Below are 18,791 nucleotides of genomic sequence, written 5' to 3' on the forward strand. Positions count from 1 at the left end.
CCATTAGCAATGCAACATCGAGTAGCTATAGCGCAAGTCAAGCTGGCAATTACAGTGTCTTGATTAGCGAAAACGGATGTAGCCACGAATCGAGCATCACCAAAATATTACCACCAGCGAATATCAATGTAGGAGTTAGTCCAACGGTATGCGAAGGTACGCAGGTTAATTTATCTGCTTCAACCAATGGATTCAGCAATTCGGCGACTTACCAATGGCAAAAAGATATAGGTTCGGGCTATATCAACCTAAGTACCAATGCTACCTCAGTCAATTATTTGGCTAGTCAAACAGGTGCTTATCGGGTAGTAGTAACGGATGGATTAGTAAGTTCGACATCATGTCCAATAAATGTGACCGTCAATAGTCTACCAAGTGTAAGCATAAGCAGTTTGCCAATTTCATCGGTAACATGTGCCGGCTCAACAGTCGTTTTAACATCATCTGCCTCTGGCAATGGGCCATTGACTTACCAATGGAAAGAATCAGGTATCGCGATAGCTAGCGCCACACAGTCGAGTTATAGCTCTGGAGTAAGTGGAAGTTTTGAGTTATTGGTAAGAGATGCAAACGGTTGTCAGACCACAAGTGCAAGTCAATCGGTTACGATTAACCCTTTACCAATTACTCCTCAGTTGGAGAGCGTCATTCAACCAACTTGTAGTGTTGCTACGGGAACCATTACTCTTGTGAATACAGGCATCAACACGGATGAATACAGCCTTGATGGTACGAATTATCAAAGTAGTCCTGCGTTTACAGGAATAACTGCGGGTACATATACTGCACGTATTCGCAATGCCAATGGATGTATCAGTGCCGCGCTTAAGGTGGTAGTCAATGCACAACCCATTACACCATCCAACTTATCCATCATTAGTGGACCTACAATTGTAGCAAGTGGTAGTGTGTTGACTTATCAAGTAAACCCTGATAATGATGCATCATATTATATTTGGACATTGCCAAATGGCACTTGGTCAGGTAGCTCTCTTTCGAATAGTATTCAAGCAACAGTGGGAACTAATTTATATGGAACCATTACCGTTCGTGCGGTTTCATCTTCCGGCTGCTCGACTGCAACATCATCGTTGGTGGTTGGATATCCAGAGGTGCCAAATGTGAATGGGGGCTCATTTATTTCGGGTGAACCATCCAATCCAAGGGATATTTCAGGAACAGTGAATGCCGCGGCAAATGGCTTAGAAATAGTTTATTGCGATTCAAATGGACTTAATTGTTCAACGACCGCGCCTACTATTTCTACCACTCCAGGTATTTATGTGTACTGCGTTAAGTTACGTGATCCAAATAGTGGTTTTGAGTCGAGCCCTTGCCAATTAGATACAATTACCATTTTGCCTTCAAAACCTTTGGTTAATCCAGTGACGTATTGCCAAAATGCGACAGCCCTTGCATTAACAGCCACAGCTAATCATGGAGGAACCCTAAAATGGTACACCTTGCCAGTTGGAGGAACATCAAGTAATTCGGCTCCAATTCCTGCTACAGCCAACCAAGGGAATGTTAATTATTATGTTAGTGAAGTGGTCAATGGATTAGAATCTGCTCGTGAACGACTATCCGTAACCATCCATCCTCAACCAGCACAGGCCGTTGTTTCAGTTATCCAACCTACTTGTAACCTTGCAACTGGCAGAATTGAAATTTTGAGTCCAACAGCAAACGATTTAACCTACAGCATGGATGGTACGAATTATCAATCAAGCCCTGTATTTGGTTCGGCAAGTGCTGGTGTTTATCAAATTCTAGTCAAAAATACTTCCGCTTGTTTAAGTTTAGCGAATACCATTACAATCAATGCTCAACCATCAACTCCTTCAGCCGCAACAATCACGATGCAGCCGAATTCAGGCCAAGTTTGTGCGGGAAATCCTGTTACTTTAACAAGTAATATTTCCACAGGAAATCAATGGTATGATGCCAATGGTGAGATGGTTGGTGCTACATCATCGACATTCGTTACTTATCAATCAGGCACGTATTCGGTGAAAGTAAGCAATAATTCGGGCTGTATTTCCAACGCAAGTAATACTTTACAAGTTCAGGTGGATAGTCCAATTACGGCTTCAATTACCGAAGGCGCAACGTTAGCTTTCTCCAATTCTTGTAGCAACAATCCAGTCAAATTATCGGTATCTACCAACGCCCAGAATGGCGTATATCAATGGTTTAAAGATGGCCAATTGATTCGCGGTGCCAATACCCAGACCTATGATGTTGCTCAACCTGGTTTATATACGGTAAGTGTGTCATCCGGTGCTTGTTCTGCTATGTCCGCCTCGACCAAAATTTTGCCTTCGGCCTCCATTTCTTCGAGTGTTATTCCTGCAGTATGTTCGGGAGAACAAGTAACATTATTGGCAAATACAAACGGATTTAGTAATTCGGCGACTTATGTTTGGCAAAAATGGACCAACGGGAATTGGTTTGCCATAAACAATGCTACTTCAACTAGCTACAATGCCAATGAAACAGGAGATTACCGCGTAGCTGTTAACGATGGGGCAATTTCTTTCTCTTGTCCAATATCCGTTTTAGTAAATGTACTGCCAGTTGTTAGTATACAGAGTAGCTATGGCAATGCGATTTGTGCTGGGCAAGAAACTACTTTAACGACAAATGTGGTTGGAGCAAATCCATTTAGCTACACCTGGCGAAACAATGGTTTGAATATGTTCAATGAAACAAATTCGACATTCCGAACCCAGTTAGCTGGAACTTTTGATGTTCAAGTGACCGACCAAAACGGTTGTCAAAATGTAAGTTCTACCCAAACAATTTCGGTGAATCAACTTCCGACTCAAGCCACCGTAAGTGTTTTACAACCAACTTGCACAGATCCTTTTGGAAAAATAACGGTCAATTCTCCATTGGGGAATGGACTTCAATATAGTATTGACGGAACGGATTATCGTAATACTAACGGAATATTGACCAATTTGAATCCAGGCAATTATTCATTGACCGTAAAATCAAGTTCAGGATGCGTTGGACCAGCCTTGAATGTGGCTATCCAAGGACAACCCAATACACCTAGTGCACCAAGTGTAATTTTTGGCAGTGCTTATCCTTTTGAGGGCACTCAAGTTGAATATTCAATTGGGGTTGTCAATGGCGCAACTTCCTATGTTTGGACCTTACCAAATGGATGGACGGGAATCTCCAACGCCAAAACCATTCGTGTACAAGTCGGACCAATGGGCGGAAATGTATTTGTGGCCGCACTATCCAATAACGGTTGCTCTTCATCCAATGCAGTTCTTGCGGTACTTAGTCAGCCCGTGTTAGCTCATCCAGACTTTGCGATTGGCAATAATGGCAAGAGCATTCAAGGCAATATGGCCATTAACGATGTTGTGCCTGCTGGATCAACCTATAGCAATGTGGTAGCGGATAATTCAAATCCAAGTGGCGCTGTACTTTCGCTTAATCCAGATGGCACATATACCTTTAATTCACCGAACCCTGGAGTTTATGAGTACCTCGTAAGTGTTTGTTTGCCTGGTCAAACATCCAATTGTCCAACCGAAAAAATACGTTTCACCATATTAGATCCTTTTGCAAACAATAGTCTTCCTTTGGTTAATTCAGATATAGCGAGCACTTCTGCTGGAAATACAGTCAATGTGAGGGTATTAGCAAATGATCGTACACCGAATGTTGGAGCAACATTAAATCCTGCAAGCGTTTCAATATTGAATCGACCATCGCATGGTACCGTGAATGTTTTGAGTGATGGAACAATTTCTTACACGCCTGATAATGGATTTGTTGGCTCAGATAATTTGTCTTACCAAGTATGCGATAATTCCAATCCAGCTAATTGTGGAACATCTACGCTGACAGTACAAGTTGATCCGATCCAAGCGCCAATTCGTACCTCCGCCTCCGACGATTTTATCAAAATGGCTAATTTACAAGCTACCGTCGGAAATGTTTTAGAAAATGATTTCAATACCCATTCAAATGCATTATCCGCTCAATTGATTACAAATGTCCCTGCCGAGAAGGGGACTTTACAATGGAATGCAAATGGAAATTATGTGTTTACTCCGGCTGTTGGCTTCACAGGGTCATTGGATGTTATTTATCAAGTTTGTGATAATTCTTCGCCTGAAAATTGTGCCAATGCTACCTTGCATGTTCTTGTAGAATCCAACCAAAGTTTTGTGGCAGACTTTAATTCTGGCATTATCAATCAACCAATCGCAGGGAATCTTTCCAGCAATGATACCGGAATCGGCATCTCATACGGCACTCCGGTGGCCAACATCAATAATCCATTGGGGGCAAATTTGGGATTGAATGCCAATGGAACATATCAATTTACCGCTAGTTTGGCTGGAACGTATGTGTATACTGTGCCAAATTGTGGCCCTGGTCAAACAAGCCAATGTGAAGAGACTTTATTAAGCTTTACCGTAAAAGATCCGAGCGGGAATAATAATCCGCCAATCATTAACGCGGATGTCGCCACAGTGACATCCGGCACCACCGTTCGCACAAATGTATTGTCCAATGATAAATTTAGTAACCAAGGTGGCAACTTAAACCTTGTATCCTTGAATATCATCAGTCAGCCTGCGCACGGCCAAGTGGTCATCAATAATGATGGAACGCTAAGCTATACTCCGAACAATGGATTCGTTGGATCAGATGTGTTGACCTATCAAATTTGTCAAAACAGTACTCCAACGCTTTGTTCTACTGCATCGGTAAGCTATCAGGTTCTGCCGACTTCCAATGCTGCGATTACGTTTGCTTCAGATGATTATGCACAAACCAAAGGAACTGCTCAAATCAGCGGAAATGTATTATCCAATGATGCAAGTACATCTGGATCGGCGACTTTAAGCATCGCTCAAACGGGCAATATTTCGGCGGATAAAGGAAGCATTTCAATGAATCCAAATGGTACTTATGTATTCATTCCTGCCAATGGTTTTGTTGGAACGGTGGATGTTCCTTACACGATTTGTGATCAAGCGAATACGCCTTCTTGTGTTCAAGCCACCTTGCATATTGTCGTAGAACCTAGTCTCACAAGCTCAAATGACATTATTACCAATCAAACCAATGGGGTTTTTGAAGGCAACATATTGTATAATGACCAAATTAAACCAGGGAATGGAATTGCTATCACTCGACAAACCGGCGCTGGTGCAGGAACAGCTACAGGTTTAGTTCAATTGGATCCAGCAACAGGAAATATTCGTTACACTCCTCAACCAGGCGACCCTAATACCGTCACTGTTCGATATACCGTTTGCGATAATAACTATTATCCAGCTCAATGTGCTAGTGCGATCGTGAGCATCGTTGTTTGTGATCCAGCCAATCCAGCGCATGATTGTGACAATGATGGAGTAAGCAATGGACAGGAATTATTGGATCAAACCGATCCCGCTAATCCATGTAGTTTCATTTTGACTCATCAAACCTTGGCACTTAATAATGTTTGGAACTCACTCGATTGTGACGGTGATGGAGTAAATAATGGAACGGAAAAACAAGATGGAACCAATCCTCAAGACGTGTGCGATTACCAATCCATTCATCAAAACAGATTGAATACGACATTGGCTTGGCAACAAGAAGATTGTGATGGCGATGGAACGAAAAACGCAAGCGACACTGCGCCACAGGATTTCTGTATAGGTGGCACAGGACGGATACCATCTTTGGGAAGTAGAGGCTATGAAGCCTATTTATCAGCAGATTGTGATAATGATGGAATTCCAAATTCGATGGAATGTTTCGGGGCGGTAGGCAATTGCCAAGATTTTGATGGAGATGGAATTCCAAATTTCCGGGATGCGGATTCAGACGGCGATGGCTTGAACGATGCCGTGGAATTAAACAAACAATCAGATGTGGATGGATGGCCAAATTATTTGGATCTTGATTCAGACAATGATGGGGTGTCTGATCAATGTGAAGGTTTGACAGATACGGATGGAGATAGCCTTCCAAATTACTTGGATTTAGATGCTGATAATGATGGCATTTTAGATGCTTGGGAAACAGTGGCTGTTTATTTATGGCACGATGATGCCAATTTCGATGGCACATTAAATGAACATACCGATGCCAATGGAAATGGATGGGCAGATATTGCAGAAAAACGGAACGCTAATAGATGTGGTGCAGATTCCGATGGAGATACTATTCCAGATCGATTAGATATTGATTCTGACAACGATTGTATTCCAGATTCAGTGGAATTTACAGCTGACCCTGACAAAGATAATAGCCCAAGCTACCGTGATACGGATTCGGATGGCGATGGAATTCCTGATCGGGTAGAAGCAGGTTCAAATTGTTCGAAACCTTGGGATGCGGATAGTGATGGGACACCTGATTATTTAGACCTAGATTCAGATAATGACGGAATTCCTGATGCTGTCGAAGTGGGAGCAAATCCAACAAAACCTGTGGATACAGATGGCGATGGTTTATCAGATTTCCAAGATATTGATTCTGATAATGATGGTATTTTAGATTCGATTGAAAGGGGAGCGGATTCAAATGTGCCATTGGACACCGATAAAGATGGAACGCCAGATTATCAAGATGTAGATTCGGATAATGACGGAATTCCAGATTCAGCGGAAGTTGGAAAAAATCCATCAAAACCAATCGATTCAGATGGGGACGGATTCCCGGATTACCAAGATGCTGATTCGGACAATGATAGCATTTCAGATGGACTTGAATTTGGCACAAATCCAAGCACGGCCTTGGATACCGATAAAGATGGAACACCAGACTTCCAAGATTTAGATTCCGATGATGATGGTATTCCAGATTCAGTGGAAGTAGGGAAAAATCCATTCAATCCAGCGGATTCAGACAGCGATGGTTTACCCGATTTCCAAGATCCTGATTCGGACAATGATGGTATTGCTGATGTGATTGAAATCGGCACGAATCCGAGCGATCCATTGGATACCGACAAAGACGGAACACCCGATTTCCAAGATTTGGATTCCGATAACGACGGTATTCCGGACTCAGTGGAAGTAGGTAAAAATCCATTAAAACCAATCGATTCAGATGGCGATGGTGCTCCCGATTTCCAAGATTCTGATTCGGACAATGATAGCATTTCTGATGGACTTGAAATTGGCACGAATCCGAACGAGCCATTAGATACCGACAAAGATGGAACATTCGATTATTTGGATGTAGATTCGGATAATGACGGAATTCCAGATTCGCTGGAAGTAGGAAATAATCCGAAAAAACCAGTGGATTCAGATGGGGATGGGACTCCAGATTTCCAAGATTTGGATTCGGATAATGACTCTATTCCTGATCAAATAGAAATTGGTTTACAAGTAAACGATCCATTAGATACAGATAAAGATGGCGTTTCGGATTATTTAGATTTAGATTCAGATAATGACGGAATTCCGGATTCGGTGGAAGTAGGTAAAAATCCAATCAAACCATTGGATTCAGATGGTGATGGTGCTCCTGATTTCCGTGATACTGATTCAGATAACGATGGCATTATGGATGAGCTTGAAATCGGCACGAATCCGAATGCACCAGTGGATACCGATAATGATGGAAGTCCTGATTATTTGGATATCGATTCGGATAATGACGGAATTCCAGATTCTGTGGAAGTGGGCAAAAATCCAACAAAACCTGAGGATACGGATGGGGATGGCATTCCAGATTTCCAAGATTTCGATTCTGACAATGATGGAATGGAAGACGCATTAGAAAATGGAGCTAGTTCAAATCAACGATTGGATACCGATAAAGATGGAACACCCGATTATTTAGATCAAGATTCGGATAATGACAGTTTACCGGATGCAATTGAAGCAGGTAAAAATCCGAAAAAACCATTGGATACGGATGGCGATGGCATTTCAGATTTCCAAGATACGGATTCCGATAATGATGGTATACCAGATTCGGTGGAGAAAGGGCCTAATGGAACTACACCGCTGGATTCAGATGGAGATGGAATATTCGATTATTTGGATGTAGATTCTGACAATGATGGCATTCCTGATTCTGTGGAGAAAGGACCTAATGGAGTTGCGCCAATCGATACAGACGGAGACGGAATTTCGGACTATTTAGACATCGATTCGGATAATGATGGTATCCCAGATGTAGTAGAAGCAGGGAAGAATCCAGCGATTCCAACAGATACCGATAAAGATGGAATCCCTGATTATATAGAGACAGATTCGGACAATGACGGCATTCCAGATATTGTAGAGGCAGGTAAAAATCCATTGATACCTTTGGACTCGGATAAAGATGGCAGCCCTGATTACCAAGATTTAGATGCTGACAATGATGGAATAGTTGATGCCACCGAAAAAGGAGCCAATGGAGCAAAACCTGTTGATACGGATGGTGATGGAACGCCCGATTACTTAGACTTAGATGCTGATAATGACAGTATCCCAGATGCAGTTGAGAAAGGACCCAATGGAGTTACACCAACTGATACAGATGGCGATGGTATTCCCAATTATTTGGACTTAGATTCCGATAATGATGGCATTTTGGATGCTTGTGAAGGCATTTTGGATACAGATAAGGATAGTTTGGCCAATTATATGGATGTAGATTCGGATAACGATGGCATTTTTGATACTTGGGAGGGAGTACCATTGTTCATCCTCAACAAAGATGTAAATCTAGATGGGAAATTAAATGAATTGGCAGATGTGAATAAAAATGGTTGGGTTGATCAAGCAGAAAATGATCCCCTATTCATTAATTGTCAACTCGCAGATACCGATAAAGATGGTATTTTTGACTACCAAGATTTGGATTCAGATAATGACTGTATTTTAGATGCACTTGAACTTATTCTTGATTTGGATCAAGATCAGATTCCAAATTATCGAGATGTGGATAGTGACGGAGATGGAATGTTAGACAATTTTGAGTCGAAAAACTGCAGTAATCCAATAGATACGGATAAAGATGGTACTCCTGACTATCAAGATAAAGATTCGGATAATGATGGTATACCAGATGCGGTGGAGGCGCTTGTAAGTGGAGGCACTTCTGTTAATCCAATTCTTGTGCCAGCAGATACGGATAAAGATGGTATTCCAGATTATCAAGATGTAGATTCCGACAATGATACAATTTTGGACGACATAGAAAAAGGTCCAAATGGGGCAATTCCAGTTGATACAGATAAAGATGGTGCCCCGGATTACAGAGATTTGGATAGTGATTCAGATGGAATTGCAGATAAATTGGAGGATATATTGAATTATGGCGATTTTGTGGATTGCGACAATGATGGTGTGCCGAATCGAATTGATAATGATGAATGTGAGCCATTATTAAGACAAGGAATTTCTCCAAATGGCGATGGAATCAATGATGTTTTGGTGGTTCCTGGCGTATTGAGTTATAAAAATAAAATTACGGTATTCAATAGATGGGGAGGTATTGTGTTTGAAACAGAAAATTATGAGAATAATTGGGGAGGTCAAGCCAATAAAGTCTATGACCCAACCACCCTAACAGGAGAATTGCCAGATGGCATGTACTATTACATCGTAGATTTCTTTGGAATAAAACCAACGGTTGGAACATTCATCTTTATCAATAGACAACTTTAATGGAATATTTGACTAAAAGAGAGGACTAAGATTCTCTCTTTTAGTTGATTAATAAAGCATAGAGAATGGCAAGAATGCCAAATACATACAGCGGAAAAGTAAACAACAACACCGCAAATAAAACAGAATCGTAAAATACCGTTCCATGCGTTTTTTTATCCACGAATTTTTGGACAATCTGAAAATACGGTTTGATTAAGTAATACAAAACATTTTTCTGGATCGGAAGGATTTTTGTGGGGACCACTAAATTTTTACGCATGATTTCATCCACTTGGGCATTAAAATCCAAACGGTCTTTCGGCTCCATAATAGGCTTAGTGTACTCCAGTCGTTCAATTTGAATATCAACTACTTTGCCAAAAGCTCTAAAACTATTGTATCCCAAACTTGCTACATGAATGATGGGGAATACCCCTTGCTGATGCGCACTTTCTAAAATACGAGTTGCACCCTTTTTGAAAGGTTGTATCTCATGATGATTCAAACAAATTCCCTCGATAAATATCAGAACCGCTCCCCCTTTTTTCAATATTTCCACGGATTCCTGAAAAGTTGAGCTGTTTCGGTGCAAATGCTCTTTGCCTTCTCGGATCCGATGGATGGGAATCATTCCTATTTTTCGTAGCAAATATCCAAACAAAGGTTTTTCAAAAACATCACCTCGAGCCAAAAAATGCATTTTTCTTTGGTAATAGGCTCCTAAAATGATGGCATCTAAAAATGAATCGGGATGATTGGCTACCAATAAGATAGGCCCTTTTTCGGCTAATGCCGATTGGTTTCGAATATGTATTTCTGGACAAAATACCGAAAGACCCAATCGAACAAATTGTTTTAGAAAAATGAGGAACATATGAATAGCTGTGTGAACCAAAATCCTAGGCAAAATAGAGATAAAGGCTTATTAATGAAAATATATTGGCTTTTTTATTGTTTATTTTGAACGCAAAATTGTGATTTAAAAATATTTTTCCTAGTTTTGCAGTCCCGAATCACTTCGGGCCAATGAGGTGGATTAGCTCAGTTGGTAGAGCATCGGACTGAAAATCCGTGTGTCCCCGGTTCGAGTCCGGGATCTACCACCACATTGAAATCGAAAACCCTGTCAGCAATGATGGGGTTTTTTGTTTTGAATAAAAACGGTCTTGTGTCATTTACCTAGTGAAAAGAGGAGAGAGAAAATGGGAAAAGAGAAAAGTAACCTATTACCTATTACCTATTACCTATTACCCATTACCTATTACCTATTACCTTTTACCTATTACCTATTACCTTTTACCTATTACCTATTTTCATTTTCCCTACAAAAAATGGTAAATCTAAACAGATTATTTTCTAATTTACCAGCTGAAAATTAACCTATTTTTCTTTCTTCTATGAAAATCTCTTTTACCCTATTTTGTTTAGGAGTTCTTGTTCTGTTCAATTCTTGCCAGTCGGATTCTTCCAAAGAATTTAGTCCCAATTTTCGACTAACACTTGTTGAAAAAATTAAATTCAATTCCTTTGTCGATTGTAACATGGCCGAAGCATGGATTGGCGATACCCTTCGAATTTTTCCAGGAAAATATGGGGAAGATCCTCTTTGGGGAAATGCTAGAGACCTTAAATATTCCGATGGCTTACATTCCATCGATGTTTTTAGCAATGAAAAAGAAGAATTTCATAATCCAGTGATGCCCTTGAACGTGAAGCCTGAAGAAGAAGGCCTCCATGGAGCTGTTTGGTTTGAAACGGTGTACCAAGACCCTAATGATTCTTCCGGGAAAACTCTTTTTGGTGTATACCACAATGAAAACTATCCAGAAACCTTTCCTTATCGTCCAAAAACAGGAAAAGGCTATCAAAACTCACCGCTATGGCCTCAAGGTCTAACCGGTAAAGATAGCCCTGCTGCCGTTTGCCGAATCGGTATCATGAAGTCGAAAGACGGTGGAAAGTCGTGGGAAAATAAAGGAATTTTCATAGAAGACTTGAACGAACGAATGTCCTTAAAACCACACAGTATTTCCAATGCTTTTGCCGGTGGTGTCGGCGATCCTTCGGCCGTAGCCAATGGCGAATATCTGTACCTTTTTTACAGTGAATATGGCTATCCTGGAACCTATAATGCCACTACTTTTGACCCATTTAAAGAAAAAAACGGGCAATGTATCAGTGTAGCTAGAATCGCCCTGAAAGATTTAGATCAACCCCAAGGAAAAGCCAAAAGATGGGATGGGAAAGGTTTTAATGCACCTTTTGATGGGGTAGGTGCTCCCATCAAATCTTTGCAAATTGCCAAAAAAGATGGTGGCGGACCAGTCACTTCTCCCAAAGCCGGATTTTATTGGGGGCCCTCGGTCAGTTGGAATGAATATTTAAACTGTTGGGTCATGCTCATGGCCAAATCCGAAGGTTTATCATGGAGAGGCAGCCGTGTCTTTATTTCATTTAACCCAAATAAAAACCTTGAAGAGGGAAATAATTCGCAAGATTGGACCAAGCCTCGACTACTTTTTGAAAAACCAGGGTATATTTTGTGGTATCCTTCTTTACAGCCATTGGACGACAAGGAATCGCTTCAGAAGAAATACACTTCACTTCGACTAGGAAAGAAGGCCCGTTTTTTTGTCAAACGAATCAAACCCGGAGACGATTCTTATGCTTCGGATCACATCATTGAATTTGAAAAATAATTGGATAAGTTTACGTAAAATTTAATACCTATTAACCTATGAAACTTACGCGAAGAGAAATGCTTCAATCCTCTGGATTATTCGCAGGAGCCGCAGCTATTCCTCAGATGGAACAACAGTTGAGTAAAGAAAACAAAAAGGAATTTACCCTATGCCTGAATTTAAGTACCATCATGGGGCAAAATTTGGGTTTCATCAAAGAATTGCAAATTGCTGCACAAGCGGGTTTTCGATCCGTTGAAATTTGGGTACCAACCTTAGAAAAATATTTACAGTCAGGGGGATCTATTCAAGAAGCCAAAAAAGTCATATCCGATTTAGGTTTGAAAATTGAAAATACCATCGGTTTTGCGCCTTGGATTGTGGATGATAATGCGGTCCGCGGCAAGGGTTTGGAACAATTGAAAAAAGAAATGTCTTGGGTTCGAGAATTAGGTTGCTTGCGAACCGCTGCTCCACCCATGGGTGCCACTCAGCAAGCCGATTTAAACTTAAAAGCAGCCGCTGAGCGATATCGCATCATTTTAGATCTTGGGAAACAAATGGAGGTAATCCCGCAATTGGAAATGTGGGGACATTCTAAATGCTTGAACCGAGTGGCCGACGTGCTTTTTGTTGCGGCGGAGGCAGGGCAACCAGATGCGAAATTGTTATTGGATGTTTTCCATATTTACAAAGGAGAAACCAGCCTGGACAGTCTACATTTGGTTGGCGAAAATGCCATTGATATCTTCCATGTGAATGATTATCACACCCATTTAAAACCTGAAACCATCAAAGATGCCGACCGAATTTATGTAGGCGATGGCGATGCACCAATCGAAAAAATTATCCATAGCCTAAATGCTGGAAACAAGCCATTGGTTATTTCTTTGGAACTTTTTAACAAAGAATTATATGCCAAAGATGCCTTGGTCGTTGCCAAAGATGGCTTTGCAAAAATGACTAATTTGAAAAAGAAACTTGTTTAGTTATTAGTGTTAAGTTATTAGGTATTAGTTTTTTAAATTACCTATTACCTATTACCTATTACCTATTACCTATTACCTATTACCTATTACCTATTACCTATTACCTATTACCTATTACCTATTACCTATTACCTATTACCTATTTAATTTTTATGAAAAAACTCCTCTTATCCTTCCTCCTAATAAACACATTTGCCTACGGACAAAAAAAGCCGATTATCCAGGCTCCTATGAAACTTTGGTACGATAAACCAGCCACCTATTTTGAAGAGGCTTTGGTATTAGGAAACGGCCGAGTAGGGGCAACGGTCTTTGGCGGAACTTCTACCGATAAAATCTTTTTGAACGATATAACCTTATGGTCTGGTGAACCCGTGGATCCTTATATGAACAAAGAGGCCTATAAACACTTGCCAGGCGTTCGTGAAGCTTTGAAACAAGAAAATTACCGCTTGGCCGATTCATTGGTGAAAAAATTACAGGGTAAATTCTCCGAATCTTATGCTCCTTTGGGAACACTTTACCTAGATTTTGATGCCAAAAATCCGAAAAATTATTACCGAGAATTAGATCTCGACAAAGCTATTGCTTCGGTTAAATATCAAGAGGCGGATAATCTAATTCAAAAAGAATATTTTGTTTCCTATCCAGATAAAGTCATTGTGATTCATCTTAAAAGCTCTCAAAAGGGAGGTTTAAGTTTTAAGGTACGATTTGATTCCCAATTAAAATACAAAAATAAAGCTACGATCAATCATCTTCATTTTCAAGGCAATGCCCCTGTTCGAGCTGAACCAAATTATGTACGGAAAAAAGGTAATCCCATTATTTATATGGAAAATCGAGGTACCCGATTTTCTACAGATGTCTTAATCCAACAAACGGATGGCCGCGTGGTGCAAACTGATTCTACTTTGAGCTTGGAAAAAGGTACGGAGGCTACTGTCTTGGTTTCTTTGGCCACTAGTTTCAACGGCTTTGATAAAAATCCCAATACCCAAGGTTTGGACGATGATGCAATTGCCGAAAAACAATTACAAGAGGCAAGTAAAATTAAAGTGGAGGATTTACGCAAAAAGCATATTCAAGATTATCAAACATATTACCAACGTGTCCAATTGGCCTTGGGAGGAAATAAAGCGCCTGAATTGCCAACAGATGAACGCTTGAGAAGATATGCCAAGGGAGAATCGGATCCTTATTTAGAAACCTTGTATTTCCAATTCGGCCGATATTTATTGATCAGTTCTTCTCGTACACCTGGTGTTCCTGCCAATTTGCAAGGATTGTGGAATCCTCACATCCAACCACCTTGGAGTTCGAATTACACGATGAATATCAATGCCGAAGAAAATTATTGGTTGGCCGAAAATACCAATTTGTCGGAAATGCACACGCCCTTTTTAACCTTCTTAGAAAATTTGGAAAAGACGGGTAAAATAACAGCCAAAACATTTTATGATGCACCTGGATGGACCGTTCACCATAATTCCGACATTTGGGCAATGAGTAATCCAGTTGGCGATTTTGGAAATGGAAGCCCAAGTTGGGCCAATTGGTACATGGGAGGAGCCTGGGCTTCTACCCATTTATGGGAACATTATTTGTTTACCAAAGACGAAATTTTCTTGAAACAAAAAGCCTATCCTTTGATGAAAGGAGCAGCTGAATTTTGCTTGGCTATGCTCATTCCAGATAAAAACGGGAATCTGATGACTTCGCCTTCTACTTCCCCCGAGAACCGCTATATCACTCCTTCAGGATATCAAGGGGAAACTATCTATGGCGGCTCTGCTGATTTGGCGATGATTCGCGAGTTGTTCGCGGATGTCATTGCTGCCCAAGAAAGGTTGAATGTAGATAAGGAAATGAAAGCGAAATTGCAAAGTGCTTTAGGGAATTTGTATCCATATAAAGTGGGTAAAAAAGGCAATTTACAGGAGTGGTATTATGATTGGGAAGATACAGATTCCAAACATCGGCATCAAAGCCATTTGTTCGGCTTGTATCCGGGTTCGCATTTGACCGTGGAGAAAACACCTGAGTTGACTAATGCGGCTAAACGCACTTTGGAAATAAAAGGTGATGAAACTACCGGTTGGTCAAAGGGCTGGAGAATTAATCTTTGGGCTCGATTGAAAGACGGAGATCATGCATATAAAATGTATCGAGAGTTATTGAAATATGTAGAGCCCGATGGCGTGAAAGTGAATTATCAAAGAGGTGGAGGAACCTATCCGAATTTATTCGATGCGCATCCTCCTTTCCAAATTGATGGAAATTTTGGGGGAGCAGCTGCCGTAGCAGAAATGTTGTTGCAATCAGGGCCTAATGAAATTCAAATACTTCCTGCCTTGCCATCGAATTGGAAGGACGGACAAGTTAAGGGATTAAAAGCGAGAGGCGGTTTTGAAATTGATATGACTTGGAAAAATGGCCAATTGACTGATTTACATGTACTTAGTTCCGCAGGTACAAAAAGTAAAATAGTTTATCAAGGAAAATCCTTTGATTTGAATTTGAAAAAAGGAGAATCAAAAAATATGATATTTTAAAGGAAAACAATGATTATTTTTTCAAAACGGAACTAAGTTTTTCATTTTGGAACTGTTAAAAATTCGGCTCAAAAGTTTTAATTTTTACTTTTGAGCCGAATTTTTAAAATATATAAGCCACATTAATTTATAAAACCTAAATGAATAAGTATTTACGGTTTAAGGAAGTTAAATCTTCTAATTCCGGAATTGAAAAATTTGGTGTAAGTTTTGTCAATTTCTCTCTAGTTCATAATTTATCCATTCAATGGGACGAGCAATATACGCGAGCTCGTTTGGAATTTAAAATCCATCAGTCTACAGACGGTCCAGAAACTCGCATCCTTTTCAAAAAATTTGATTCAGAAAAACATTTTATTTTTTGGAAAAAAGAATTCACCGAATTCAGCAAAAACGAATCCATGTATTTTGATTTAGGAGTCAATGAATTATAAGTGCTGAATTAAGAGGTATGAATTATTTTTTCTCATAAGCCATCATTCATAATTCAGAACTCATTTACGTATCTTTGATTTTCTAAACACACCTAAATGAAAATTACTCGATTCTCCGACTATGCCTCAATGAGTGCGCATGCTAGTCAAATTATCATTGACGACTTAACAAACAAAAAAGATGTACGATTAGGAGCTGCTACAGGCGGATCGCCCACAGGCATGTATGCCGAATTGGCAAAAAGTTTCCAAAATAATCCCGTTTTATTCAATCATTTACAAGTGATAAAACTTGACGAGTGGGGAATTATTCCCATGTCGCATCCAGATTCTTGTCAGTCGTATCTGAAAAAACATCTTTTAGAACCCTTGCAAATTCCAACTCAGCGTTATGAAGAATTTGACACAACCAATCCGGACTTATTAGCCGAATGTAAACGTATTCAAGATTCAATCGACGAGAATGGCCCTTTGGATATTGTTATTTTAGGTTTAGGAAAAAATGGACATATCGGTTTTAATGAACCTGCCGATAATTTGCAGGTAGATTGCCATAAAGCGATTTTAGCAGAAAGCACCATCCAACATGATCCAGCTTTGTCGCAAGGAACTGAACCTGCTTTTGGTTTAACCTTGGGTTTACGTAGTATTCTTCAAGCCAAAAAAATCATTTTTTTGGTGACAGGATCTGGCAAAAAGGATGCCATTCAGCAATTCATGGAAAGAAAAATTTCTACTCATTTGCCGGCTTCATTCCTTTGGTTGCATCCCAATGTGGAATGTTTGATCAACGAAAACGCCTAGTTTCAAAACCTTGTTGCTATGAATACATTTGATGCCATTGTGGTGGGTTCGGGCATTTCAGGAGGCTGGGCCGCGAAAGAACTTTGTGAAAAAGGTTTGAAAACCCTGGTCTTGGAACGTGGCCGCAATGTAGATCACATCAAAGATTATCCGACTGCCATGAAAGCGCCATGGGAATTTTCGCACAGAGGGAAAATCACCAGGCAATACAAAGAACAAAATCCATTGATTTCCAAAGCAGCAGGTTTTGGAGAAGATACGGCTCATTTTTTTATCAAAGACGCCGATCATCCCTATGTTCAAAAGCGGCCTTTTGATTGGATCAGAGGCTATCAAGTAGGCGGAAAATCCCTCATTTGGGGCCGTGCAACACAGCGTTGGAGCCAGTCGGAATTTGAAGCTCCAGCCAAATATGGCTATGGCATTGAATGGCCTATTCAGTACAAAGACATCGCTCCATGGTATTCACATGTAGAAAAGTTTATTGGAGTTTGCGGAAACAAAGATGGGATTGAAGCCATGCCGGATGGCGAATTTTTGCCACCTTTTGATTTCAATTGTGTCGAACAATATATGTCGGATAAAATCAAGGCATTTTACCCTGATAGACACGTGGTTCAAGGCCGTTGGGCGCAATTGAGCAAAGCTTCTGAAGTTCAAAAAGAGCAAGGTCGGAGCGATTGTCAAGGCCGTAATTTATGTATGCGAGGTTGCCCTTATGGTGGATATTTTAGTTCCAATGCCTCCACTTTGCCTTGGGCGAAGAAGACAGGCAATTTGACATTAAGGCCGCATTCCGTGGTTCATTCGCTTATTTATGATGAACAAACAGGTAAGGCGAAAGGGGTAAAAATCATTGATTCAGAAACCCATCAAGAAGAAATTTTTTACGCCAAAATCATCTTTTTAAATGCTTCTGCTCTAAATACCAATTTGATTTTATTGAATTCTATTTCTCCTCGTTTTCCTAATGGATTAGGAAATGACAACGATATTCTTGGTCGGTACATTTGTTTCCATAATTACCGCGCTTCTGCGAATGCCCGAATAGAGGGTTTTCAAGATAAATATGTGTATGGAAATAATCCGACGGAAGCCATTTTAGCCAATTTTCGGAATCTATACCAAAAAGACATGGATTTTGTGGGTGGGTACACCACGTTTACGGGCGCTTATCGGACCAAGAAAACAGGAACAGAAGGTGGTCCGCAGATTGGTGCCGATTACAAAAAGGCTTTGACAGAGCTGGGCGATTGGCATATTTACATGTACATGCAAGGGGAAACTATCCCTAAGGCGAGTAATCGGGTTTATTTAAGCAAAGACCAAAAAGATGCTTGGGGAATTCCATTATTGGTGACGGATGTAGGCTATGATGAAAACGACGAGTTGATGGTGAAGGATTTCTTGGAACAAAGCAAAGAAATGTTGGAGAAAATTGGCTGTGTGGATTATGAATCCAGGGATAGCAAGCAAGCGCCTGGGTTAGATATTCATGAAATGGGAGGGGTTCGAATGGGCAAAGACCCACGGACTTCCATGTTAAACGAAAACAATCAATTACATAGTTGTCTAAATGTCTATGTAACAGATGGAGCTTGCATGACCAGTACGGGAAATCAGAGCCCATCCATTTTGTACATGGCTTTAACCGCTCGGGCTGTGGCCCATGCGGTTGTTGAATTCAAAAAAGGGAATTTGTAAA

General features: G+C 40.4%; 8 protein-coding genes and 1 tRNA gene. 8 read left to right on the forward strand and 1 reads right to left on the reverse strand.

The window, feature by feature from the left end; all coding sequences use genetic code 11:
* The first annotated feature begins 59 nt into the window (after nucleotides 1-59).
* On the forward strand, nucleotides 60-9,641 hold the full coding sequence (locus V7S76_RS08285) for an Ig-like domain-containing protein (protein WP_459509612.1): 9,582 nt from the start codon (nucleotides 60-62) through the stop codon (nucleotides 9,639-9,641).
* Between the two features lie 40 nt (nucleotides 9,642-9,681).
* Here V7S76_RS08285 and V7S76_RS08290 read toward each other — a convergent pair whose 3' ends face one another.
* Complete coding sequence (locus tag V7S76_RS08290; protein WP_459509613.1) at nucleotides 9,682-10,497, reverse strand: 1-acyl-sn-glycerol-3-phosphate acyltransferase; 816 nt, start codon at nucleotides 10,495-10,497, stop codon at nucleotides 9,682-9,684.
* A 156-nt stretch (nucleotides 10,498-10,653) separates the two neighbouring features.
* Between V7S76_RS08290 and V7S76_RS08295 the strand changes: the two genes are divergently transcribed.
* The 7 genes from V7S76_RS08295 to V7S76_RS08325 all read left to right on the forward strand — a co-directional run bounded on the left by V7S76_RS08295 (nucleotide 10,654) and on the right by V7S76_RS08325 (nucleotide 18,790).
* A tRNA-Phe gene (locus tag V7S76_RS08295) sits at nucleotides 10,654-10,729 on the forward strand.
* Nucleotides 10,730-11,020: 291 nt separating this feature from the next.
* Nucleotides 11,021-12,322 (forward strand): hypothetical protein, encoded by a 1,302-nt coding sequence (locus V7S76_RS08300; RefSeq protein ID WP_459509614.1) that lies wholly within the window; start codon nucleotides 11,021-11,023, stop codon nucleotides 12,320-12,322.
* Nucleotides 12,323-12,360: 38 nt separating this feature from the next.
* Nucleotides 12,361-13,293, forward strand: coding sequence for a sugar phosphate isomerase/epimerase family protein (locus V7S76_RS08305; protein ID WP_459509616.1), 933 nt, complete (start codon nucleotides 12,361-12,363; stop codon nucleotides 13,291-13,293).
* Nucleotides 13,294-13,445: 152 nt separating this feature from the next.
* A complete protein-coding gene (locus tag V7S76_RS08310; RefSeq protein ID WP_459509617.1) occupies nucleotides 13,446-15,848 on the forward strand; it encodes a glycoside hydrolase family 95 protein in 2,403 nt (800 codons plus the stop codon).
* Between the two features lie 140 nt (nucleotides 15,849-15,988).
* Nucleotides 15,989-16,282, forward strand: a complete 294-nt coding sequence (locus tag V7S76_RS08315; protein WP_459509619.1) for a hypothetical protein — start codon at nucleotides 15,989-15,991, stop codon at nucleotides 16,280-16,282.
* A 96-nt stretch (nucleotides 16,283-16,378) separates the two neighbouring features.
* Nucleotides 16,379-17,086 carry a 6-phosphogluconolactonase gene (locus V7S76_RS08320; protein ID WP_459509620.1) on the forward strand — a complete coding sequence of 236 codons (708 nt, stop codon included), beginning with the start codon at nucleotides 16,379-16,381 and terminating at the stop codon, nucleotides 17,084-17,086.
* A gap of 18 nt (nucleotides 17,087-17,104) precedes the next feature.
* Entirely contained in the window at nucleotides 17,105-18,790 is a 1,686-nt protein-coding gene (locus V7S76_RS08325; RefSeq protein ID WP_459509621.1) for a GMC oxidoreductase, read from the forward strand.
* Nucleotide 18,791: the final 1 nt, after the last annotated feature.

Source organism: Aquirufa sp. ROCK2-A2, from assembly GCF_054558485.1.

What these genes read in the sequence shown, in the direction of transcription:
- V7S76_RS08305 (WP_459509616.1), top strand. Translation starts at nt 12,361, where the DNA reads ATGAAACTTACGCGAAGAGAAATGCTTCAATCCTCTGGATTATTCGCA.
- V7S76_RS08290 (WP_459509613.1), bottom strand. Translation starts at nt 10,497, where the DNA reads ATGTTCCTCATTTTTCTAAAACAATTTGTTCGATTGGGTCTTTCGGTA.
- V7S76_RS08300 (WP_459509614.1), top strand. Translation starts at nt 11,021, where the DNA reads ATGAAAATCTCTTTTACCCTATTTTGTTTAGGAGTTCTTGTTCTGTTC.
- V7S76_RS08315 (WP_459509619.1), top strand. Translation starts at nt 15,989, where the DNA reads ATGAATAAGTATTTACGGTTTAAGGAAGTTAAATCTTCTAATTCCGGA.
- V7S76_RS08310 (WP_459509617.1), top strand. Translation starts at nt 13,446, where the DNA reads ATGAAAAAACTCCTCTTATCCTTCCTCCTAATAAACACATTTGCCTAC.
- V7S76_RS08320 (WP_459509620.1), top strand. Translation starts at nt 16,379, where the DNA reads ATGAAAATTACTCGATTCTCCGACTATGCCTCAATGAGTGCGCATGCT.
- V7S76_RS08325 (WP_459509621.1), top strand. Translation starts at nt 17,105, where the DNA reads ATGAATACATTTGATGCCATTGTGGTGGGTTCGGGCATTTCAGGAGGC.